General features: G+C 68.3%; 21 protein-coding genes and 5 pseudogenes. 12 read left to right on the forward strand and 14 right to left on the reverse strand.

Features of this window, described 5'->3' with window-relative positions; translation table 11 throughout:
• The first annotated feature begins 412 nt into the window (after window positions 1-412).
• Window positions 413-907, forward strand: a complete 495-nt coding sequence (locus ACIRPU_RS41430) for a hypothetical protein (protein WP_403877520.1) — start codon at window positions 413-415, stop codon at window positions 905-907.
• A 371-nt stretch (window positions 908-1,278) separates the two neighbouring features.
• Here the strand turns inward: ACIRPU_RS41430 and ACIRPU_RS41435 are convergent, their stop codons facing one another.
• Complete coding sequence (locus tag ACIRPU_RS41435) at window positions 1,279-1,821, reverse strand: GNAT family N-acetyltransferase (RefSeq protein WP_403877523.1); 543 nt, start codon at window positions 1,819-1,821, stop codon at window positions 1,279-1,281.
• Window positions 1,822-1,915: 94 nt separating this feature from the next.
• Window positions 1,916-3,212 (reverse strand): annotated as a pseudogene (locus tag ACIRPU_RS41440) (NF041680 family putative transposase); the annotation flags it as partial.
• Between the two features lie 705 nt (window positions 3,213-3,917).
• Between ACIRPU_RS41440 and ACIRPU_RS41445 the strand changes: the two are divergent.
• Window positions 3,918-4,268, forward strand: coding sequence for a hypothetical protein (locus tag ACIRPU_RS41445; RefSeq protein WP_403877526.1), 351 nt, complete (start codon window positions 3,918-3,920; stop codon window positions 4,266-4,268).
• A 161-nt stretch (window positions 4,269-4,429) separates the two neighbouring features.
• On the opposite strand, the pseudogene ACIRPU_RS41450 reads toward ACIRPU_RS41445, so the two are convergent.
• From ACIRPU_RS41450 to ACIRPU_RS41475, 6 genes and pseudogenes are all read right to left on the reverse strand, one after another.
• Window positions 4,430-4,571, reverse strand: a pseudogene (locus ACIRPU_RS41450) (IS5/IS1182 family transposase); the annotation flags it as partial.
• A gap of 184 nt (window positions 4,572-4,755) precedes the next feature.
• The gene (locus ACIRPU_RS41455) at window positions 4,756-6,135 is read right to left on the reverse strand and encodes a sensor histidine kinase (RefSeq protein ID WP_403877529.1); all 1,380 of its coding nucleotides are present in this window, start codon (window positions 6,133-6,135) and stop codon (window positions 4,756-4,758) included.
• A complete protein-coding gene (locus tag ACIRPU_RS41460; RefSeq protein WP_403877532.1) occupies window positions 6,132-6,809 on the reverse strand; it encodes a response regulator transcription factor in 678 nt (225 codons plus the stop codon). Before ACIRPU_RS41460 ends, ACIRPU_RS41455 begins: the two co-directional genes overlap by 4 nt.
• On the reverse strand, window positions 6,778-7,551 hold the full coding sequence (locus ACIRPU_RS41465) for a phosphatase PAP2 family protein (protein ID WP_403877535.1): 774 nt from the start codon (window positions 7,549-7,551) through the stop codon (window positions 6,778-6,780). The genes ACIRPU_RS41460 and ACIRPU_RS41465 overlap by 32 nt, the downstream gene beginning before the upstream one ends.
• Window positions 7,548-8,156: a phosphatase PAP2 family protein gene (locus tag ACIRPU_RS41470; RefSeq protein WP_403877538.1), complete on the reverse strand. Its 609-nt coding sequence runs from the start codon at window positions 8,154-8,156 to the stop codon at window positions 7,548-7,550. The genes ACIRPU_RS41465 and ACIRPU_RS41470 overlap by 4 nt, the downstream gene beginning before the upstream one ends.
• On the reverse strand, window positions 8,153-8,827 hold the full coding sequence (locus ACIRPU_RS41475; protein WP_403877540.1) for a DedA family protein: 675 nt from the start codon (window positions 8,825-8,827) through the stop codon (window positions 8,153-8,155). Before ACIRPU_RS41475 ends, ACIRPU_RS41470 begins: the two co-directional genes overlap by 4 nt.
• Window positions 8,828-8,953: 126 nt before the next feature.
• Here ACIRPU_RS41475 and ACIRPU_RS41480 point away from each other — a divergent pair, with 126 nt between their 5' ends.
• From ACIRPU_RS41480 to ACIRPU_RS41490, 3 genes are all read left to right on the forward strand, one after another.
• Window positions 8,954-9,325 (forward strand): BlaI/MecI/CopY family transcriptional regulator, encoded by a 372-nt coding sequence (locus ACIRPU_RS41480; protein WP_403877543.1) that lies wholly within the window; start codon window positions 8,954-8,956, stop codon window positions 9,323-9,325.
• The gene (locus ACIRPU_RS41485; RefSeq protein ID WP_403877546.1) at window positions 9,322-10,251 is read left to right on the forward strand and encodes a M48 family metalloprotease; all 930 of its coding nucleotides are present in this window, start codon (window positions 9,322-9,324) and stop codon (window positions 10,249-10,251) included. The genes ACIRPU_RS41480 and ACIRPU_RS41485 overlap by 4 nt, the downstream gene beginning before the upstream one ends.
• A gap of 125 nt (window positions 10,252-10,376) precedes the next feature.
• A complete protein-coding gene (locus tag ACIRPU_RS41490) occupies window positions 10,377-10,592 on the forward strand; it encodes a hypothetical protein (protein ID WP_403877549.1) in 216 nt (71 codons plus the stop codon).
• A 159-nt stretch (window positions 10,593-10,751) separates the two neighbouring features.
• On the opposite strand, the pseudogene ACIRPU_RS41495 reads toward ACIRPU_RS41490, so the two are convergent.
• Together ACIRPU_RS41495 and ACIRPU_RS41500 are read right to left on the reverse strand one after the other, a co-directional pair.
• A pseudogene (locus tag ACIRPU_RS41495) lies at window positions 10,752-10,916 on the reverse strand (sodium-dependent transporter); the annotation flags it as partial.
• 91 nt (window positions 10,917-11,007) lie between these two features.
• Window positions 11,008-11,304, reverse strand: a pseudogene (locus tag ACIRPU_RS41500) (hypothetical protein); the annotation flags it as partial.
• A 91-nt stretch (window positions 11,305-11,395) separates the two neighbouring features.
• Here ACIRPU_RS41500 and ACIRPU_RS41505 point away from each other — a divergent pair.
• Together ACIRPU_RS41505 and ACIRPU_RS41510 are read left to right on the forward strand one after the other, a co-directional pair.
• Window positions 11,396-12,235: a hypothetical protein gene (locus tag ACIRPU_RS41505; protein WP_403877551.1), complete on the forward strand. Its 840-nt coding sequence runs from the start codon at window positions 11,396-11,398 to the stop codon at window positions 12,233-12,235.
• Window positions 12,236-12,399: 164 nt separating this feature from the next.
• A complete protein-coding gene (locus ACIRPU_RS41510; protein WP_403877554.1) occupies window positions 12,400-13,188 on the forward strand; it encodes an SDR family oxidoreductase in 789 nt (262 codons plus the stop codon).
• Window positions 13,189-13,201: 13 nt separating this feature from the next.
• Here ACIRPU_RS41510 and ACIRPU_RS41515 read toward each other — a convergent pair.
• The 4 genes and pseudogenes from ACIRPU_RS41515 to arr form a co-directional block, all read right to left on the reverse strand.
• A pseudogene (locus ACIRPU_RS41515) lies at window positions 13,202-13,469 on the reverse strand (IS256 family transposase); the annotation flags it as partial.
• A 79-nt stretch (window positions 13,470-13,548) separates the two neighbouring features.
• Window positions 13,549-14,148, reverse strand: coding sequence for a hypothetical protein (locus tag ACIRPU_RS41520; RefSeq protein ID WP_403877556.1), 600 nt, complete (start codon window positions 14,146-14,148; stop codon window positions 13,549-13,551).
• 81 nt (window positions 14,149-14,229) lie between these two features.
• Window positions 14,230-15,042 (reverse strand): IS5 family transposase, encoded by an 813-nt coding sequence (locus ACIRPU_RS41525; protein ID WP_403877559.1) that lies wholly within the window; start codon window positions 15,040-15,042, stop codon window positions 14,230-14,232.
• Between the two features lie 75 nt (window positions 15,043-15,117).
• Window positions 15,118-15,528: an NAD(+)--rifampin ADP-ribosyltransferase gene (gene arr / locus ACIRPU_RS41530; protein WP_403877562.1), complete on the reverse strand. Its 411-nt coding sequence runs from the start codon at window positions 15,526-15,528 to the stop codon at window positions 15,118-15,120.
• A 423-nt stretch (window positions 15,529-15,951) separates the two neighbouring features.
• On the opposite strand from arr, the gene ACIRPU_RS41535 reads away from it, so the two are divergent.
• The 5 genes from ACIRPU_RS41535 (at window position 15,952) to ACIRPU_RS41555 (ending at window position 19,549) form a co-directional block, all read left to right on the forward strand.
• Window positions 15,952-16,116 (forward strand): hypothetical protein, encoded by a 165-nt coding sequence (locus ACIRPU_RS41535; RefSeq protein WP_403877565.1) that lies wholly within the window; start codon window positions 15,952-15,954, stop codon window positions 16,114-16,116.
• Window positions 16,113-16,886, forward strand: a complete 774-nt coding sequence (locus ACIRPU_RS41540) for a hypothetical protein (protein ID WP_403877568.1) — start codon at window positions 16,113-16,115, stop codon at window positions 16,884-16,886. Before ACIRPU_RS41535 ends, ACIRPU_RS41540 begins: the two co-directional genes overlap by 4 nt.
• Window positions 16,887-17,030: 144 nt before the next feature.
• Window positions 17,031-17,171, forward strand: coding sequence for a hypothetical protein (locus ACIRPU_RS41545; RefSeq protein ID WP_403877570.1), 141 nt, complete (start codon window positions 17,031-17,033; stop codon window positions 17,169-17,171).
• 1,217 nt (window positions 17,172-18,388) lie between these two features.
• Window positions 18,389-18,724 carry a hypothetical protein gene (locus tag ACIRPU_RS41550; protein ID WP_403877573.1) on the forward strand — a complete coding sequence of 112 codons (336 nt, stop codon included), beginning with the start codon at window positions 18,389-18,391 and terminating at the stop codon, window positions 18,722-18,724.
• A gap of 9 nt (window positions 18,725-18,733) precedes the next feature.
• Window positions 18,734-19,549, forward strand: coding sequence for a hypothetical protein (locus tag ACIRPU_RS41555; protein WP_403877576.1), 816 nt, complete (start codon window positions 18,734-18,736; stop codon window positions 19,547-19,549).
• Window position 19,550: the final 1 nt, after the last annotated feature.

Genomic DNA, 19,550 nt, shown 5'->3' on the forward strand with positions numbered 1-19,550 from the left:
CCTCAACGCGTTCCAGATCGCCTTCGAGGGACGCCTGACCCCGAGCAACAACTGACCATCAACAACCAGGATCAGCCGTTAAATTGACACACCCCAGAATGTCGACCATTCAAGTGGCTGGGCGGCGAAGGGGAGACTTCCTACGTCAACTCAACACAAGGTGCGGCATGCAGCTGCTATGCATATTACGATAATGCATAAATATGTCTGCCGTGATGAGGGCTGATCTCCCTCGGATGTCATCTCCGGGCGCACACAGGCTCGGAGGAATGCCGCATTAGGGCCGGAAGGGGAGAGGGTGAACTTTTGGGGTGCTCGGGCCGCGTCGTTTGCGATGCCACTCGGGCTTGGCTTGTTGCTTGGCCTGGTAGGACCTACCGCTGAGCATTGGGGCGGCCGTCCAGGCGCGGCCGTGGGCGCCGTTTTCACCGGTGGGTGGCCGTGGGCCTGTTACGCGTTTCTTGTGGGTTATTTCCGGCGGTCTAAAATCGAATCGGTTGTTCTCGCGCCTCTGGGGCTGGCTACCGGTGTCGTGACCTACTACCTGACTAAGGGAAGCTTGGCCTCCCTGGACGGATTGGATTCCTCAGGTGCGGGATCATCTGGAATTGCCCTCTGGGGTGTGCTGGCATTCTTCTTCGGAGCACCCCTTGGGCTCCTGGGGAACCTCGCGCAGGTGCCGGGCATCGGCGGCCTGTTATTTCGGCTGCTTGTTCCCCTGGTGGCTTTTTATGAGACTTCCATGCGTCTGGAGATGGAGTCGCGCGGGCCGAGCCAGATCGTTCTGGGCACCTGGACCACCGTTCGGTTCACGGCTGTTGCCGTTGCTGTCGCTCTGGTGGGCCACACGGTCTGGGGTTGGTGGAGGTCTCGCCGTGTTCGTTCCGCCGGGGTGGGCGTTGGCTAGTGAGGTGTTTCAGCGTGGCCACTGATCGAGCGACAAGGTAACCGTCCGCAGCAGACAGGGCTCCCGTGCCGTTGAGGGAGGTGTTCGACGGCTCAACTCGCTCGCACAGGAGCCCTGTTGGTTTTCTGTCCTGCCGCACTCGACCTGTCCCGTGCCCGGGGCGAGTGGGTCACCACGCTCATCGTCCCCCGTGAGGGTGACCGCCGCTCCAAGCTCCCACCGCTCCAGCGCGCACTGGTCGGTCTGGTGACTCTACAAGGCCCGGCACCCGGTCGAGTGCGGCATAAGTCGCCTCAAGGGACATCGCGCCGTGGCCACCAGGTACGACAAACTCGCGGTCTGCTACGAGGCTACCGTCCTCGTTGCCGACATCAACGAGTGGTTGTGACGTACTGGTCCGACGACAACTCGAACACCCGGACTCGTCGACCGCCGGTGGGATTGACGGTCTCACGGACCGGACGCATCCCCAGTTTGGTCATGATCCGTTCGGAGGCGTCGTTGCCCACTTGAGTGATGCTGACGATCCGCTCCAGCCCACGTTCTTCGAATCCGAACCGTACAGCGGCCGCAGCAGCCTCGGTGGCCAAGCCCTGCCCCCAGTAGGAACGTCCCAGCCGCCAGCCGACCTCAACCGCCGGCAGTACCTCCGGTAAGAAGTCGGGCACCGAAAGGCCGGTGAACCCGGCCAACTCACCAGTGGACCGGATCTCCACAGCGAACAGGCCGAAGCCCTGTGACTCCCACTCACTCTCCCATGCCTGGATCCCGCCACGAGTCTGCTGCTCGTCACGAACGCTGCCGTCACGGATCCACCGCATGACCTCGGGGTCGGCATTGACGGCAGCCATGGGCGCAACGTCTTCCTCGCGCCAGCGACGCAGGATCAAACGGGGAGTCTCAAGCGTGACCATCCAATCATTCTGGATCACGAAATGGGCTCTCCGCTATCCTCACCAGGCACTTTCGATACACGCCCTACAGCTCAGCTTGTTTATAACCTTTGCGCTATTTGAGGCGGTTATGTTCGGCGATGGTCTCGGGTCGTCTGGCTGTCTTGCCTACGTCGTGGCGGGCGACTGGATGACTGTTCTTCGAGCCAGGTGGCCTGCCCGGTCCGGGTGTTGAGGGTTTCGGTGCACGGACTGGGCAGTGCAGGTGCGGGCGGAGGTTCCGAAACCCCCGCCGGTCCCGCGCCGGGGTGGAGGCGGGCCGGCTCGGCCGGTTTCTCCCAGGGACGCCGGAGATCGGCGGCAGCCTCGCGAGTGAGCCTGAGCTGGGTGTGGGCCGCGATCGCGAGCCACGTCCAGCGGTCCGCAGCCTCGGGCGTGCGAAGCTTCGGGCGGGTCCAGCTGAGGGTCTGTTTGATCATGCGGAAGGCGCGTTCCAGGTCGAAGCGGCGGAGGAACGCCTGCCGGCGCAGGTCGACGGCGCTGCTGGTCATGCCGGTCTTTGAGGACCACAGCCATAGCGGCAGCGGGTCCTGGCCGCCGGGCAGGTGGGTGACCTCCAGACGGATCAACGTGCCCTCGATCAGGGGGAGTTCGCCGGGGTGGTCGATTCAGGCTGAGCGGGTGGTGAGCCGGGGGGTGGATGCGGTCCCAGGCCGTCGCATGAGCGGTGCCGTACCGGTCGGGGACCTGCATGGTCTCCGCTTCGGGGGCCCCAGGTCTCGGGCTTGGCGAAGCGGAACTGTTTGCCGTGCTTCGGAGGTCGGCGGCCCTGGGGTATGAAAAGGCGTACTCCTTGGGAGAGGTGCCGGCCGTCGCATGACACGGTCCGACCGCATCCGTCCGAGGACCTCGACGGGCAACCCGGACAAGAGGTAGGCCATGCGCGGGGAGTCGTAGCCGGCGTCGAAGACGATCAGGAGGTCCGGATCCCCTGACTCCCACTGGACGCCCCCGATCAGGTCAGTCACCACCCGGCGGACCTGGCCAGCGGTGACCTCGGCGACGTCGTCATCAGGGCCGAGGCGGACCGCGTCCAGCAATTGACACCAGGAGGTGCGGCAGGTTTGCAGTGCGGCGACGAACGAGTATGGCCAGCCGGGAATGAACTGGTCACTGGAGCGTCCACTGCGTCCGTAGACGTGGCAGAAGAGCCGCTCCGGACTGCACGGAGCGTCCGGGCGCAGCCAGTTGGTGACGTCGACCGCGAGGACGATGCGGTCGTCGGCCTCCTTGGGTTGCGGCAGCACGGCCAGGGCGCGGCGAAGCGCGTCCGCGTCGATGCGGCCGCAGTTCAGCGCGTCATGCACCGCACAGTGACCACGGCGGTGCTCGGCCAGCAGCGTCAGGTTCACTCACCGCTGCGGCCTTCGTGTGAAACTGATTCCGTGGCGGAACGAAGGATCATACGAAGGCCGTCCGCTTGCCCGGCGAATCCCCGGACGAGCGAACCCGTTCGAGTGCCGTTCGGAGTCATGTCACCATGTTCGGCATGACGACGAACCGAAAGGTCCATGCCGCGTAGACGGCCAGGACACATCCGGGCCGGTACCTCCCGCCGCCACCGGACACCAGACGCAAATCCCGTCATCGACGGCCTGTCCTCGCATGCGCTGTCAGAGATCTACCGTCTCGAGCGCACCCGGAATTATCTGCAGCCAGGCGACGTCAGCGTCGCTGTGCGCTTGTGGAAGGACTACGTCCGTCGTCCCGAGCGTGAGCTGTGGCACGACTACGAGTGGGGCAACGTGCACTGGTACTGCTGCGGCAATCCCCTCGAAGCGCGTGCTCTCCTTGACACCGTGACGCAGGCCATGTCACCTCGAACTGCCCGCGAACTCCGTCAGATCATCAGCAGGTGTGATGACGTCTGGAACCAACCGTCACCGCCGCACGACACGGACAGAGGATAAAAGGCAAGCTCAGTGCCTGTTTTCAATTCTGAGCTGCGCGTTTGCCCAGCTCAGGCTCACGTAATTCCCCCAGGGTGTCGTCCGTGAGATCGGACACCGGCCGCGTGCCGAGGGAACCTGGGCGGATGGCTGATCGTCCTCTTGGGCATGCCTCGCGTTCTCATTCTTGGAATCGACCCGCGTGCAGTGCCCGGTATGGACGGAGACGCCCTTCGGGTAGCCCTCGACCAGGAACTGGCCCGATTCGGCGAACACGCCATCGATGCGTCCATGACGCTGATCGAGCTGGATGAGTCGGCCGAGCCGACGATCGTTGCAGCACTGTCCGAGCACGACTGGGACGTCGTCGTCATCGGGGGTGGGATCCGCAAGCCGGAGCCGCTTCTGCCGCTCTTTGAGCAGGTCGTGAATCTGGTCCGGCGTCATGCGTCGACGGCTGCGATCGCGTTCAACACGAGCGGCGGCGACAGCGTCGAATCAGCCAAGCGGTGGCTGTGAGCCAGGAGTCGCTGACCGGCCTCGGCGGCGATGGGGGAGTGGTGCTCAAGGCCGCGATCCGGGCCGGTGACCTCTTGGTGGCACTGCTGACCGTCAATGCCGAGACGATCAGTCGCGTTCAGCCTCGTGGGAGGCCGGCTGTCCGCTCCCGCGGGAGCTTCGGCGGGTGATGCGCCTGGTCATCAGGGTGATCGCGGCCCACGTGATGAGCGATTCCGAGTGCGGGATGAGCCGTTCGCAGTCGCGCGCGTGTCGGCGGGCGTGCATGACCCACGCGTGTGAGCGTTCGACGACCCGGCGCCGGGCATGGGCGGCGCGCAGCTGGCGTGTTCCAGGGCCTACGGAGGTGATCGTCCGCCATGCAGGGGCCGGCGCTGCTGCCAGCCTGCCGGGCTGTGATGTTTCCTCTGCCACCAAACCCTGACCGATTGCCGCCGAAGGTCACGCGCCGGGCCCGCGTCGCCGGTGCGGGGCCGCGGTGCGGCGGTCACCCGGCGGGCAGGGTGACCACGAACCGGGCCCCGAGGGTGTGTCCGGGGTCGTACGTCACTTCGCCGCCGGCGGAGCGGGTCAGGCGTCGCGCCAGCGGCAGCCCCAGGCCCGCTCCGCCGTGTCCGTCGCCGGGATCGGCGCGTCGACCGGGCTCGAAGAGCTGTCCGGCGAACGAGGGCGGCACGCCCGGTCCGTCGTCGATGACCTCGACGCGCACGCCGTCGGGTGCGCGGTACGCAACGACGGCAACCTTGGAGTGGGCGTATCGGCAGGCGTTGGTGAGGAGGGGGCTGACGATGCGTTCGAGGAGGGCGCTTGGCACTCCGGCCTCCAGGCGCGGACCTTCAATGGTGACCGTCAAGTGGGGTGGGACGTCCGAGACTTCGGTGAGTCGCTGCAGCGTGGGCAGGATCTCGGCGGTGCCCGGAGCGGCGAGTGTGCCGTCACGGACGTCGTCCAGGAGGGTGTCGCAGATGGTGCGCATGGACTCGGCGGCGTCCGCGATGACCTTGTGGGTGGCGCGGGTCTGGTCGTCCGTGCGGGGGTGGGTCTGCCACCAGTCGAGTTCGGCGATGATCCGGCTCAGGGGCGTGCGCAGCTCGTGCGACAGTTCCCCGGTGAGCTGCCGCTCGTGGCGCAGCAGTGTGCGGATGCGGTCGAGTATGGCGTCCAACGACGTACCGAGGCGGGCGAGTTCGGCCGGGTGCCGCATTTGGCCGAAGCGTTCTTCGGAGGCGACGGCACTCCACTGGGTGGCCTGGTCGGTCATCGTGCGGACGGGGCGCAGAGCACGGCCGACCGCCAGCCGGGTCAGGGCGTAGGTGCAGGCGAGCATCACGGCGTCCAGGGCGAGTGAACCCAGGAGCAGGGTGTCGGCCGAACTCCGGTAGGGCGACAGGTCGAGTGCCGTGACCACCGTGGCCTCGCTCTTCTTTCCGGACACCGGCTGGGAGCACAGCCGGAGGGGACCGTCGACGTCGGCGGTGACGCACCGCCGCCCGCCGCGCCCGGCGAGTGCGTCGGCCACGTGGGTCAGGGGGCCGGCGGTCGGCGGCTCTTCCAGCAGGCGTCGGCCGGCGTAGATCCACACGTTCGTGTCGAGGAGTTCGTCGTTGGAGGTTTCCAGGACGCGTACCGTCGGGCCGTTGGTGTCGACGGTCGTCGCTACGGCGGTGGCGCGGGTGCGCAGTTCGTCGTCCGCCTGGTGCTGGAGGCGGTGCTGGGCCACGGCGTTGAAGGCGACGGTGAGGACCAGCATCAGCAGCGTGGCCGTGGTGAGGGCCACGAGGGAGAGCCGGCCGCGCAGCGTGCGGGGCGCCGGACGGTGGAGGAGAGCCGTCACGGCGGGCCACGGCCGGTGGCGGATACCGCTCATGACAGGCGGTGGCCGATTCCGCGGGCTGTGCCGATCGTTCGGTCGCTGCCCGCCTCGCGCAGTTTGCGGCGCAGTCGGGTCAGGTACTGGTCGAGGGTGTTCTCGTGGACTTGGGCGCCCTCGGGCCAGGCCGCCCGGACCAGCTCGCGGCGGCGCACGATGCCGCCGGAGGCCGCCATGAGCGCGGCCAGGAGACGGAACTCGGTCGGTGTGAGATCGACCTGGGTTCCTCGGACGCTTACCACGTGCCGGACGGCGTCCAGTGCCAGGTCTCCTGTGGTGGCGGCGGGTGGCGGCGCGGCCCGTTTGAGGGCTGCTCGCAGGCGGGCCGCGAGTTCGGTGAGGTGGAAGGGCTTGGGCAGGTAGTCGTCGCCGCCGGCGGAGAACCCGGACAGCCGGTCGTTCAGCCGGTGATGGGCGGTCAGGAAGATGACGGGGGAGAGGAATCCGTTCGCGCGCATCGCCTGGCACACGTCCCGCCCGTCGGCGTCGGGCAGCCCGATGTCGAGCACGGCGGCGGAGATGCCGGCGGTGGAGATGCCGGCGGTGGCCAGCCGCAGGGCGGTGGCGCCGTCCGGCGCGGGCACGGTGTCGAAGTCCTCGTCGCGCAGGCCGCGCATCAGCACGTCACGCAGGGCGTGATCATCCTCGACGACCAGGATCGTCTGGCGCATGGCCCTCCTTCTGTTCTCGTGCCGTGTCCGTTCGGCTTCCTGCCGTGCCCATCGGTCCTGCCGTCCCACGCGCTGGTTCCGTGTCCGTCATGCCGAGGGTCAACCGCTCGGGAAGCCACCAGGCCACGGCGCACAGGCATATCCCCAGCCAGCCGAGCGCGAACAGCCAGCCGCCGCCGACGTCGGTGAACCAGTGCACGCCGAGATAGACGCGGGTCAGCCCGACCAGCGCGCCCCAGCAGCCGATGGCCAGTGTGAGCACAGTCTTGCCATGAGGGCCGCGTAGGTGGACGGCGATGATCAGCAGTCCCGCGGCGAGGGCCGCCGTGGTGGTGTGGCCGGAGGGGTATGCCCATCCCGAGGCGTGGGTCTGCCAGTCCGCCTGGGGTGGCCGGGGCCGGGCGACGAGTGTCATCACGCCGTACCGCAGCGCCTGGCCCCCTCCGAGGCAGGCCAGACAGAGCGCGACGGCGAGCGCGCGCTGCCGAAGGGTGCGCCCTGCGATGATTCCGGCCAGCGCGGCCAGCGCGAACGGGACGACACCCGTCCCAGTGGAGGTCAGCCCGCGGGCGAGCGCCACCGCCACGTCGGGGCGGTGGCCGACGGACCACGAGTGGAGGTCGGCGTCCGCGAACAGCGGCACGCCGTCGTGGCCCACCACGACCATGGTCAGCACGCCGAACGCCGTCCACGCGCCGAGGCCGCAGCTGCCGGCCAGTTCGGCGACATCGCGCCGCCTCATGACGGCGCCACCAGCAGCGGACGCAGGCGGGTGGCCGTGAGCCGCAGGGCTGCGGTCTCCGCACGCCTGCGCAGTGCCGACATGACGAGCCAAGCGGTCAGAGCGCCCACCACGACCCCTGCCACCACGTCGTGGGGGTAGTGTGCGCCGACCCAGAGCCGCGAGGCCGCCATCGCCCCGGCGGCCACCGCGGCGACCGCGGCGAGCCGGCGGGAGACGAAGATCAGGGCGACGGCCGCCGCGGCGGCGACGGCCGCGTGGTTACTGGGGAAAGACCAGTCGCCGGGCGCCGGACACGCCTCCAGCGTGACCACCCGCAGGCTCTGGCAGGGCCGGTCCTCGCGCACCAGCAGCTTCAGCGCCGCGTCCACCCCGTAGGCCACGACCACGACGAACGGCACGGCGAGCGCCGTCATCGACGCAGTGGCGCCCAGCCGCCGAGCACGCCACCAGCCGACGGCCATGAGCACCGCGAACAGGGCGAGCCCGTACGTCGACCAGGCCGACACCGTGTCGTCCAGCCACGCGGGAGCGTGCCGGGCGAGGTTCACCACGTCGGCGTAGGCCGAGCCGTCGACCGACGAGCCGTCGAGGGCGAGGATCATCCGCTTGCCTCCCTGGCCTTCGCCTTCGTGTCCCGGTGCGAGCGGTACACCTCTGAGGCGACCGGGATCAGTGACAGGGCCACGATCACCGCGACGATCGGCAGCAGATAGCGATCCACGTTCGGCACGGAGGAGCCCAGCGCGTATCCCGCCAGCGTCAGACCCAGACTCCACACGAGCCCGCCGGCCACCTGCCAGACGGTGAACGTCCGCACCGGCACCCGCAGGGCGCCCGCCATCGGGTTCAGGACCGTGCGCACCACCGGAACGAAGCGGGCCAGCACGATCGCCTTCGCGTATCCGTAACGCTCCAGCAGCTCCTCCGCGCGCTTCGCCCCTTCGCGCAGGCGGGCCGAGCGGCTGCGCGCGAGCAGGGCGCCACCCGCTCTGCGGCCCAGGAGATATCCGCACTGCGCGCCAGCCAGCGCTCCCACCGCAGCGGCGACCAGGAGCGGGCCGAGCGACAGTTTCAGGCCGCTGTCGGCGGTGGTGGTGCACAGCAGGCCGGCCGTGAACAGCAGCGAGTCGCCCGGGAGGAAGAAGCCGATCAACAGCCCGGTCTCGGCGAACAACACCACACCCACGCCCAGCACGCCGAAGGCGGACAGCAGAGACCGCGCATCCAGCACGTTGACGGCGAGCTGCGACGATAGGTACATGGTGGTGGTCATCGTCGAGAGCCCCTTCATCCTTCTTCCGGACCGTCGGGTGCGGCGGAACGGTGCACCCGACAACTGACTACAATCCTGTAGACGGTCTACTGAACTGTAGACGATGGCGGAGTGAGGAACGTTCCCATGACCGACGCGAGCGACGAGAGGCGGCCGGCCGGTGAGCTCGAAGCCGCCGTCATGGCCGCACTGTGGGCCGCCGGGGTCCCGCTGACGCCCGGACGGCTGCAGACCGAGCTCGGCTTCGGCCTGGCCCGCACGACGGTGGCGACGATACTGACCCGGCTGCACGAGAAGGGCGTCGTCAGCCGCGAACGGCAGGGCCGCGGCTACGCCTACTTCCCCGTGCAGGACGCTCCCGGGCTGACCGCCCGGCGCATGCACACCGAACTCGACCGGGACACCGACCGGGAGACGGTCCTGGCCCGCTTCGTCGCCCAGCTCAGCCCCGGCGACGAACAGCACCTGCGCCGGCTCCTGGAGGGTGACGAGCAATGACCGCTCTGCTGCTCGTACCGCTGATCCTGCCCTTCCTCGCGCCGATGCTGGCCCGCCGGACCCTCGACCACCTCGCACCCGCCACCGCGCTGTGGGTCCTCACCGCCTCAGCCCTGGCACTGGCCGGAGCCTGCGTCGCCACCCTCGGCGCCCTGGTCCTGACCGGACTGCTCAAGTTCCCCGCCTTCGCCGCCCTCGGCGAACTCGTCCACCCCCTGCGCGCCCCCTCGGACTACGTCGTCCTCCCCGCGGCCATGGCGGCCACCGGAGTGCTCACCCTCAGTGCCTGGACCCTCGCCCGTTCGGCCCTGCGGCAGACCCGCGCCTTCCGCACCGCCCGCACGCAGGCCGACCGCCGCCCCGCCGCCGGTGACCTGTGCGTCATCGACTCGCCCCACGCGGACGCGTACGCCCTGCCCGGACGGCCCCACCGCATCGTCGTCACCACCGCCATGCTGCGCAGTCTCGGCCCTGCCGAGCGTGAGGCACTCTTCGCCCATGAGCGCGCCCACAACCGGGCCTGCCACCACTACTTCCTGGCCGCCGCCGAACTCGCCGCCCACTGCCACCCCGCCCTGCGCACCGCCCGCGAGACCATCCGGCTCGCTGCCGAGCGGGCCGCCGACGAGGCCGCCGCCGAGGTCACCGGCGACCGGCGCCTGATCGCCACAGCCATCGCCCGCGCCGCCCTCGCCGGCCACGCCTCGCCGACCACCCGCCCGGACTTCGCACCCGCGGTGACGACCGGCCCCGTGCCCCGCCGCGTCGCCGCCCTCCTCCAACCCGTCGAGACGCGCACGCACCTCAAACGCTTCACGGCGTTCCTCCTCGTGGCCTGCACCGTCCTGTCCGTCGCCGCCGGAACGGTCGGCGTCGTCGACTTCCATCGCGAGGTCGAGATAGCCCAGGGCGAGCAAGGGCCTTGACCGGTTCGGGTCCTGCGGCCGACCACACGGGGGCTTCCGTGCCGGCCGTGTGGCGCACGATCCTCTGCAGCAGCCCGTAGGCGAGGACCGGCAGCAACAAGTGAGGTTCATCCGGCAGGGATGCCATGATCAGCACCGCGCTCGCGCTGCTGTTGTTCATGCCGCAGGCGAGCGTCAGCGACGAGGCGGTACCCGCCTCCAGCCGCAGGACGCGGGCGGCGACCCGGCCGAGGACGAAGGAGAGCAGGCAGACCAGGGCGGCCGCGGCCAGGGCGGCGGCGAACAGCAGCGGGCGGGGCCGGGTGAGGACGGAGCCGCGGGCTCCGCGGGCGTTGACGTAGGTCAGGACCAGCGAACCGCCCATGGCAGCCGGTGCCACCGTCGAGACGACACGGCCCAGCCACCGCGCCGGCAGGACGAGCGCACTCAGCAGCCCCCCCGCAGGGAAGGACCACGGTGGCGAGGGTGAATCCGCCTTGGGCCAGTCGGCCGGTGGCGGCGAGGGTGTGCGCGTAGCCGCCGCTGAGCAGCGGCGACAGCGTCGCCAGCAGCAACGCGGTGGTGAGCGGGCTGAGGAGGGTGGAGGCCGGCACGAGGCCCACCATCGTCGGTTGGTGGCCGTCGCCCTTGTCGGTCCATACGGTGGCCCCGGCGGCGACGGGCATCGCCACGTCCGCTGCCGCCGTCGGTGTCGGGGGTGCGCCGCAGCAGGAACGCGACGAGCGGCACCACCGCCAGCGGGATCGCGAGGTGCAGCACGAGCCCGGCGAGCAACGCCTTCGGATGCCTCAGCAGGCCACCCAGCGCGCGGACGAGTACCTGGAGCCCCGCTGAGAACAGCACCAGGGACAGCAGGAACGGTGCGGTGCGCAGCATCAGGTGCGTCGGTGGCAAGGGATGGGGGTGGCAAGGGAGATGGGGGTGGCGCAGCCACAGACCGGGGCCGGGCAGGATCAGGGCGTAGGCGTAGGCGTAGGCGTAGGCGTAGGCGTAGGCGAGGACGATGACGCGGCCGAGCCGGTGCCGCAGCCAGGACGCGGCGCGCGTGTGCATGGCCCCATCGTGATCAGGCCGGACCCGGCGGGCGGGGAAAGCCGCGCGGCAGTCAGGATGCGTTCAGGTAACCGCTGGCCACGTCCTGCCCATGACCTACGAACTCTCCGAGACTCCCGAGGCCGAACCGGGCCCGAGTGCCTCCGCTCGCCCCTCCCACCGTCTGCGCTGGAACAAGGTCCCCGAGGTCACCGCCTACTTCTGGATCATCAAGGTGCCGTGCACGACGGTCGGCGAGACCGCGGCCGACCTGCTCAACGAGAAGGCCGGACTGGGCCTGACCGGCGTGTCCGTGCTCATGAGCGTGCTGCTCGCGGTGGTCCTCGTCGTCCAGTTCCGCACCACGGCGTACCGTGCGGGCGGGTACTGGCTCGCCGTCGCCCTCATCAGCGTCGTCGGCACCCTGATCAGCGACAACCTCACCGACAACATGGGCGTGCCGCTGGAGACGAGCACCGCGGCGTTCGCACTCCTCCTCGCGGTCGTCTTCGTCGTCTGGTACCGGCGCGAGCGGACCCTCTCCATCCACAGCATCGACACCACCAGCCGTGAGTCGTTCTACTGGCTGGCGGTGCTGTTCACCTTCGCCCTCGGCACGGCCGCCGGCGACCTGGTCTCCGAGCGCATGGACCTCGGCTACTGGCCTGCGGCGGTCCTGTTCGCCCTGGCCATCGCCGCCGTGGCGGTCGCGCACCTCGCGCTGGGCCTGGACGCGGTGTGGAGCTTCTGGATCGCCTACATCCTCACCCGCCCGCTCGGCGCCTCGATCGGCGACTACCTGTCCCAGCCGACCGGCGACGGCGGCCTCGGGTTCGGCACCGTCGTCACGAGCGGGCTCTTCCTGGCCGTCATCCTCGGCCTGGTGGTGTACCTGGCAGTGACCCGCAAGGACGTCGCGGACCCCGCGACACCCGCTCCAACCGTTCGCTGAACAACGAATGGGTGGAACTCACCAACGCCACCCGCAACGCGGTCAACCTCGACGGCCGGACCCCGTCAACCTCGACGGCTGGGCCCTCAAGGGCGAGACTTGTGGATCAGCTGAAGGAAAATCGAGTTGCCGTTCCCGCGCAGCAGGCCGAACGATGGCACCTTGTGACGACCGCTGATGAGAAGCCACTGTTCGATGCCGCCAGGCCGGTCGCGTTGGTGACCGGCGTCGGCCGGTCCATAGGGATCGGTGCGGGGATCGCTCGCCGACTCGCCGAGGCGGGCTGGAACGTCGCCTTCACCTACTGGACGCCGTACGACGCGCGCATGGCCTGGGGCATCGAGACCGACGCCGCGACCACCATCGCCACGGCCCTGGAGGAACGGGGCGCCAACACGGTGGCGGTCGAGGCGGACCTCGCCGATCCTGAGGCCCCAGGGCGAGTCTTCGACCAGGCTCAAGGCCGTCTAGGCAACATCACCGCGTTGGTCATGTGCCACTGCGAGTCGGTGGACTCGGGCCTGCTCGACACCACCCTGGAGAGCTTCGACCGCCACTTCGCGGTCAATGCGCGTGCCTCCTGGCTGCTTATCCGTGAGTTCGGCCGTCGCTTCCAGGGGACTCCAGGAACCGGACGCGTGATCGCTCTCACGAGCGACCACACCGTCGGCAACCTGCCATACGGGGCGAGCAAGGGCGCACTCGACCGCATCACCCTGGCCGCTGCCTACGAACTAGCCCACCTCGGGATCACTGCCAACGTGATCAACCCGGGCCCGGTGGACACCGGCTGGATGTCCGACGACATCCGTGACCACGTGCTGCGTCAGACACCCCTGGGGCGTCTGGGCAGCCCGCAGGACACCGCTCACCTGGTGGAGTTCCTGTGCTCACCGCAGGGCCAGTGGATCAACGGCCAGCTGCTGAAGAGCAACGGTGGTCTCGCCGACTGACGAGCCGGCACGACTACGCGCCCTCCGGCCGCTTATTAACGAGGACACCGTTCTCAAAGGTTGGCCCCCGCCCGCACGAGAGGGACCAGGCGGGCGCCGGTGATCGCACGCCAACTGGCCTGGGCGGATTCGACGAGCTTGAACACCATCGCGAGGGCGGCGGCCGGGCTGCCGGCACCACGCGTGACCTTCGTGCGGAGCTTGACCATGGAGAACGTCGACTCGGTGGGGTTGGTGGTCCGTAGGTGGACCCAGTGCTCCGCCGGGAAGTCGTAGAACGCGCCGAGTTTATTCAGCTGACACGCCCACCCTAAGAGCTCGTAACACGATCTTGTGGCCTCGGAGAGGGAGCACCGATGCTCACTTCTCGGAGTCGGACCAAGCCGCCACAAGTGCTCGCCGATCCGGAAAGCGGAGACCGGAGACTGTCTCCCGGGTGGGCTCACCATTGAGCCAGCACACCTGCTCAGGGGCGCCGTCGCCAGTGTCGAACAGGCAGCACACTCCTCCGCTGTCGGCGGTGAGATCGGTGAACGCCTTCCTGATGTTGGCCGACCGCGCAAACAAGCGACTCATCCCCGACGTCGCTGCCCAGCACTCCACCGACGCGTAGTCGGGGTGCAGAAGGGACTCGAACCGGATCTTCGCGTAGATGTATCCGATCTGGATGCGCCCGTCCGCCTCGGGTTCGCGGCCGATCATCTGCGCGTACTCACGCAGTGCATCATCGACGTCGAACATGAGGGACGTGTCGAGCTCGAGCGTGCTGCTCGTTGAACAGTCGACCGGCTCGCCCTCGAAATGGGACGTGAACGGGAGGACGAGCCGGTCCCCGCCGGGCAAGGTGATCTCAAGCGGCGGCACGGCACGTGCCCGTGGCGCCAGATCGGCCAGATTGGCCAACACCCGGGCGACATTCCGAGGACGCACATAGATGTCGTAGCCGTAGACCAGCCCCACTTTTCCCCCTGCCCCAGAACGAACCGCAGCCTCTCACGACCCGCCCCTTGGGCGCTTGTCGAGTTAGAGCCCGCGACACATTCATGAGTGGTTCCTCTTGATGCGCCGCCAGCAGATCCGACTGCAGGCCAACGAGAGGAAGGCGTCGGGGAGTTCGAGGCGTCGTTCCCATCGGACGGCGAGGCGTTTGAACTGGTGGAGCAGAGCGAAGGTCTGCTCGACGACGTAGCGGAGCTTGCCCAGCCCTTGGATGTTCGGGGCGCCCTTGCGGGAGATCACCGGCACGATCCTGCGTTTGCGTAGTTCGCAACGCACGGTCCGGGAGTCGTACGCCTTGTCGCCCAGCAGGGCGTCGGGGCGACGGCGGGGACGGCCCGGACGCCCGGCGACGGGCGGAATGCCGTCGATGAGTGCGAGGGTCTGGGTGATGTCATTGACGTTCGCTGCGGTGGTGAACACCTTGACCGGGGTGCCCTTCCCGTCGCAGATCAGGTGGGGTTTACTACCCGTCTTGCGCCGGTCGACCGGCGACGGACCGGTCGCGGCTCCTTCCTTTTTTGCGCGGACGTGCGTGCCATCATCCACACACGTTCGTGAGCAGTCGAGCTCGCCGGCCGCGTTCAGTTTCGCGAGCAGAATGGGGTGCAAATGTTCGAAGATCCCTGCCTGCTGCCAGCAGTCCAGACGCCGCCAGCAGGTCCGCCCGGAGCCGAATCCGAGCTCCAGGGACAGGAGTTGCCAGGCGAGGTCCTGGTGCAGGACGTACAGGATGCCCTGCAGGCACAACCGGTCCGGCACCGGTCTCGGTCCCGGCGACCGCTCGGGCCGGGGCGGCAGCAATGGTTCGATCAGCGCCCGCAAGTCGTCGTCCACGATCCACGGCCGAGTCGTCACACCCGCCGAATGGTCAGATCGTTCGCAACGGTCACGCCCGAGCAGGGCACTTCGACAAGGTCCTGTTACGAGCTCTTAGTTGATGATTTCGGCGCGGTCATCCAGACGGATTGCGGCCAGCCGGTCTCGCCACATCCGGAGAGCTTCGGGTGTCTGTCGCGTCCAGTCCGTGACCTCGCCAACGATCCGGAGCGGTTCCCTGCTGCGATAGGAGCGGGTGGGATTGCCAGGGAACTTCTTGTCGGTGACGTTCGGGTCGTTCTCGAACTCCCCGGTCGGTTCGACGACATACACTCGCGGGGCGCCGTCGCCGGCGGCGAGTTCGGCGGCGAGCCCCGCACCATCGCGCAACGCGGTGAAGTAGATATGGTTCATCACGATTTCGGGCCGGTAGTTGGAACGGAAACCAGCGGTGAGGTGATCTCCGACCCGCAGCTCGACCTTTGTGCCGTGAAAGAACGGCCCCTTGTCCAACACCTCGTCCATCGCCGCAGGTTATCAAACCAAGCCGCCGTAACGGCGAGCTGTCCAGGGCGGCTCGGACGCCGACTGAGCACGCAAGACCGTAGTCGAGCTTCCCTCGCAGACGCAGGTACGACCACGTCCCGTCCGTCAGCGACGGCGATCCTGATCCGCAGACGCGAGTGATGTACCCGACGTCCAGGAGGAGGGCTTAATAACGGCTAGCACAATGAGCCGAGTTGTCGGTGGGTGATGAGGCAGCAGGCGAGTTTGGCACCAGCCGTCTCGGCGAAGTGGGATCATGGACTCGGGCGCGGGGGCGCACCCGAGCTGTGAAGGACTCCCGCCGTGGGACGCCCCGACAAAGCCGCGCGTGCGACCATCGCGCGCCGCCGCTCGGACCGCTCGCCAGGCGCACTCACAGCGGTCCTCAAAGGCGGGCGCGAGATGCGGGCCCCACACTTGGATCTCATCGACCAGGCGTTCATCGACATGGCCGCGGGCCGCTGCGACCGCGTCATGCCGACCATGCCCCCGCGACACGGCAAAAGCCGACGCGCCTCCCGCTGGGCACCCCTCTGGTACCTGCGGCGCAACCCGGCCACCGCATGATGATCGCCAGCTACTCCGCCGACCTAGCTGACGACCACGGCCGGTGGATCAGGGACGCCATCAACACTTGGGGCGACGACCTAGGCATCCAGCTCAAGGCAGGCAGCCAAGCCGCCAACAGGTTCGACATCGTCGGCGGCGAAGGCGGCCTCCTTGCGGCCGGTATCGGCGGCGGCCTCACCGGACGCGGCGCACACATCGCCATCGTCACGACCCGGTCGAGGACATGGCCGATGCCGACAGCCCCACCATGCGCAAGCGCGCCTGGGACGGGTGGACCTCCGTACTGCAGACCAGACTCGAACCAGTCGGCGCCATCTGCCTCATCCAGACTCGCTGGCACGAAGACGACCTCGCCGGACGCATCCTCGCCACCGAGCGCGATGCTTGGCGGGTCATCGACCTGCCCGCCATCGCGGACAGCCTCGACAACCCGCTCGGCCGCACTTCTGGCCAAGCGCTATGGCCAGAACGCTTCGACGCCACCCACCACGGCAAAACCCGCAAGAGACGTCTGGGCTGCCCTCTACTTGCCGAAGCCCCGGCCGCCGGAGGGAGGAGTCTGGAAGCGGGAGTGGATTGAGACCGCCCGCATCAACGCCGTCCAGTTCTCCGGCGTCGACATGGCGCGCATCGTGGTTGCCGTTGAGCCCGCCGGCGGAGAGACCACAGTCGGCGACGAGACTGGCGCTATCGGCGTCGGCCGCGACTTCGACCGGCAGCTGTACGTCCTGGCCGACCGATCCGGCTCGATGGGCGCCAACGATTGAAGCCTGGCCGCATGCCGTCTCACCCTCGAGCTCAAGGCCGACGCGAACGTGGTCGGGAAGAACTACGGCGGAGACATGGCGCGGCAGATCGTCACCCAGGCATGGGAGCAGCTGCGTCGCGAAGGGATTACCAAGGGGCTCCTCATGCCCATGATCCTGGAAGTCACCGCCAAGGTCGGCAAACGGCTCCGAGCCGCTCCCGTGGCCCAGCTCTACGAACAGCAGCTCGTACACCACGTCGGCGAATACCCCGAGTTGAAAGGGCAGATGGTCACCTGGGTCTAAGGAATGGACGGCCCGGACCGTATGGACGCAGCCGTGCACGGACTCACAGAGCTCGCCGATCCGGATCAACTCGGCACGCTACCAACGGACATCGGCGACGCCCGCTTCGACGGTCGCCGCTGAGCCGCACCCAGCGCAGGCACCAAAAACGGCCCCAGGAGGAAACTGCCCGGTCAGCGAGCCATCTCGTCATGTGATGACGCGGAAAACTTGCCGCACAGCGAGACCTGCATCAAGTTTTACGTGTCATACGTAGTCCTGCGTGGCTATGCTCGTGAGCGTTGAACACCCCATACGGGTGTGCATAGTTTGCAGGCGAATGCGGGTACCGGCCGCCAAAGATGGCCGTCCTGAACGGCCGGTACCCACGGGGCTACTGGTCGCCGAAGTGGCTGCTCAGCCAGAAAACGATCTGGACGAGTAACCAGACTCGGCGGCCAGTGAGCCGTCGTCGCCTCGGCTTGGCGTGATCTCCCATCTCACTCTCCCTTCACCGTGAGGTGCCCGAACGCACCGGACGTGTGAGCGGGCGAGCGAGACGGGTGAGCAACAGCCGTGGCAGTGCGACCCTATGCATCAGCTCCTGCGCCGGGGGCGGCTTTCCCCAACTCTGTTGATGGCGCTCGCACTTGCATGGATGAACAGCCTCGGACCGGCTCCTTGGATACCCTCCCGATCATGAGAACTCGGGGGAGGGCGAGCATCGGCGCGTTGGGTGCTCTGGCTGTCGTCATATGCCTCGCCGGTTGCTCAGCCGGCACAGCCAAGCCGACCGCAGAGGAGCAGCGAGCCGCTCACCTCGACCGCGTACGCGAGATGTACCGGCTCGGGCGCAGCGAGGGGCTGGCCTTGCAGCGGCAGAAGATCGCCGACGGCGTGGCACCCAGCTATTCCAGCCCGAGCGAGAAGGAGTGCGCCGACCGATGGGACCAGCTCGGCGAGCACGAGCAGAGCGCAGCGATGGTGGACCGCCTCCGCCCCCCTGAGTACCCACCCGGCGATGGCCGAGCTGCTGCTCCACCGCTATGACCGGGCGCTCGGCGCCCAGGCTGTCCCGGAACTCGCCAAAGTGTCGGCATAGAACTGCCGGGTCGCGGGAAGATTCCCGTAACTCCTGAACGGACATGTGCCGTTGTGGCATGTTTCTCATGGTCCGTCAGGAGAGTGACGGCGGGGGAGGCAAGGTTTCCATGGGCGGTTTCACCAACACCTAACTGGTGGTCATCGGCATCATCGTGATCATCGTGCTGGGTCTGGTCGTCTTCGGCCTGCGGCGCGGCACGCTGAAGAGCGCCAGCGTGCGGGGCATGGGCGTGACGGCCGGTGTTGAGGGCCACGAGGAGTCCAAGCCCCTGAAGGGGCAGACGATGCAGACCGACGGCCTCAGGACCAAGAAGTCCTCCATACGGATGGTGAAGTCGGCGAGGACGTCGTTCAAGAGGACCCGTTTGGACGAGAGCCTCATCGAGATCCTGCCGGACGACGGCTCCCCGCTGCGCCGCCCCACGGATCCGCCCCCGCCCGCGCGGCCGGCCGGTGAGGACGGCCGCTAGGACCATCCGGTGGAGCGAGACGAACATCGGCACATCGACCGTGCCGAACAGCTTCGGAGTGCGCGGAGCGTCACCGAGCGGGACCCCCGGGCGGACGGCGAACGCCAGGCGATGTTCTTCGAGGGGCCGGAGTACATCGGGAAGTCGTCCCTGCTGTTCGAGATCTACCAGCGGCACCGGGCAGACGGCGCGTACTACGTCGACCTGGCGGACATCCCTGAGGAGGAGGGCGTCCTGGAGCTACTGGCCACGCTGGCCCAGTGGCAGGGCGTCGAAGCGCCGAGCTACCGGACCGCACGGGACCGGTTCGCGGAGCAGTCCAGGTCGACACAGGCCGACTTCCGCAACGTATGGGCACGGCACACCACCATCCAGCTGCTCTCCGAGAGCAAGGACCGCGCGAGGGAGACCGCTTCGCTGAGCGACGCCCTGCTCGACAACCTGATCGAGGGCGCGCGCCGACCGGTGATCTGTCTCGACAGCTTCGACGTCTGCGCCCAGCCGATGCGCAACTGGCTCGGCCGGTCGCTGCTACCCGCTCTGCTCTCCCGGCGGCAGGTCAGCGTGTTCGTGGCCGGCCGGCAACTTCCCCGGCTGCCAAGGGCTTTCACCGCCGATGCCGTGCACACGCTGGTACTGCCGCCGTTCGACGTGACGGCCGTTCAGGAGTGGATCGAGGAACTCGGGCTGGCCTACCTCCGGGACCAGGCCGTGGCGATCCACCGGCGTCATGGCGGTGTGCCCGGGCTGCTCGACGAGTTCTTCAGGCAGCACATCGAGAAGCGCGGGCCCGCCCGCGACGACCAGGACAGCAGGGACGGCTGAC

The sequence above is a fragment of the Streptomyces sp. NPDC102259 genome (assembly GCF_044766465.1).
In the GTDB taxonomy this organism is placed as follows: domain Bacteria; phylum Actinomycetota; class Actinomycetes; order Streptomycetales; family Streptomycetaceae; genus Streptomyces.

What these genes read in the sequence shown, in the direction of transcription:
- ACIRPU_RS41545 (WP_403877570.1), top strand. Translation starts at nt 17,031, where the DNA reads ATGCCCATGATCCTGGAAGTCACCGCCAAGGTCGGCAAACGGCTCCGA.
- ACIRPU_RS41485 (WP_403877546.1), top strand. Translation starts at nt 9,322, where the DNA reads ATGACCGCTCTGCTGCTCGTACCGCTGATCCTGCCCTTCCTCGCGCCG.
- ACIRPU_RS41435 (WP_403877523.1), bottom strand. Translation starts at nt 1,821, where the DNA reads ATGGTCACGCTTGAGACTCCCCGTTTGATCCTGCGTCGCTGGCGCGAG.
- arr (WP_403877562.1), bottom strand. Translation starts at nt 15,528, where the DNA reads ATGGACGAGGTGTTGGACAAGGGGCCGTTCTTTCACGGCACAAAGGTC.
- ACIRPU_RS41460 (WP_403877532.1), bottom strand. Translation starts at nt 6,809, where the DNA reads ATGCGCCAGACGATCCTGGTCGTCGAGGATGATCACGCCCTGCGTGAC.
- ACIRPU_RS41455 (WP_403877529.1), bottom strand. Translation starts at nt 6,135, where the DNA reads ATGAGCGGTATCCGCCACCGGCCGTGGCCCGCCGTGACGGCTCTCCTC.
- ACIRPU_RS41540 (WP_403877568.1), top strand. Translation starts at nt 16,113, where the DNA reads ATGATGATCGCCAGCTACTCCGCCGACCTAGCTGACGACCACGGCCGG.
- ACIRPU_RS41470 (WP_403877538.1), bottom strand. Translation starts at nt 8,156, where the DNA reads ATGATCCTCGCCCTCGACGGCTCGTCGGTCGACGGCTCGGCCTACGCC.
- ACIRPU_RS41535 (WP_403877565.1), top strand. Translation starts at nt 15,952, where the DNA reads ATGCGGGCCCCACACTTGGATCTCATCGACCAGGCGTTCATCGACATG.
- ACIRPU_RS41445 (WP_403877526.1), top strand. Translation starts at nt 3,918, where the DNA reads ATGCCTCGCGTTCTCATTCTTGGAATCGACCCGCGTGCAGTGCCCGGT.
- ACIRPU_RS41475 (WP_403877540.1), bottom strand. Translation starts at nt 8,827, where the DNA reads ATGACCACCACCATGTACCTATCGTCGCAGCTCGCCGTCAACGTGCTG.
- ACIRPU_RS41505 (WP_403877551.1), top strand. Translation starts at nt 11,396, where the DNA reads ATGACCTACGAACTCTCCGAGACTCCCGAGGCCGAACCGGGCCCGAGT.
- ACIRPU_RS41480 (WP_403877543.1), top strand. Translation starts at nt 8,954, where the DNA reads ATGACCGACGCGAGCGACGAGAGGCGGCCGGCCGGTGAGCTCGAAGCC.
- ACIRPU_RS41465 (WP_403877535.1), bottom strand. Translation starts at nt 7,551, where the DNA reads ATGAGGCGGCGCGATGTCGCCGAACTGGCCGGCAGCTGCGGCCTCGGC.
- ACIRPU_RS41490 (WP_403877549.1), top strand. Translation starts at nt 10,377, where the DNA reads ATGATCAGCACCGCGCTCGCGCTGCTGTTGTTCATGCCGCAGGCGAGC.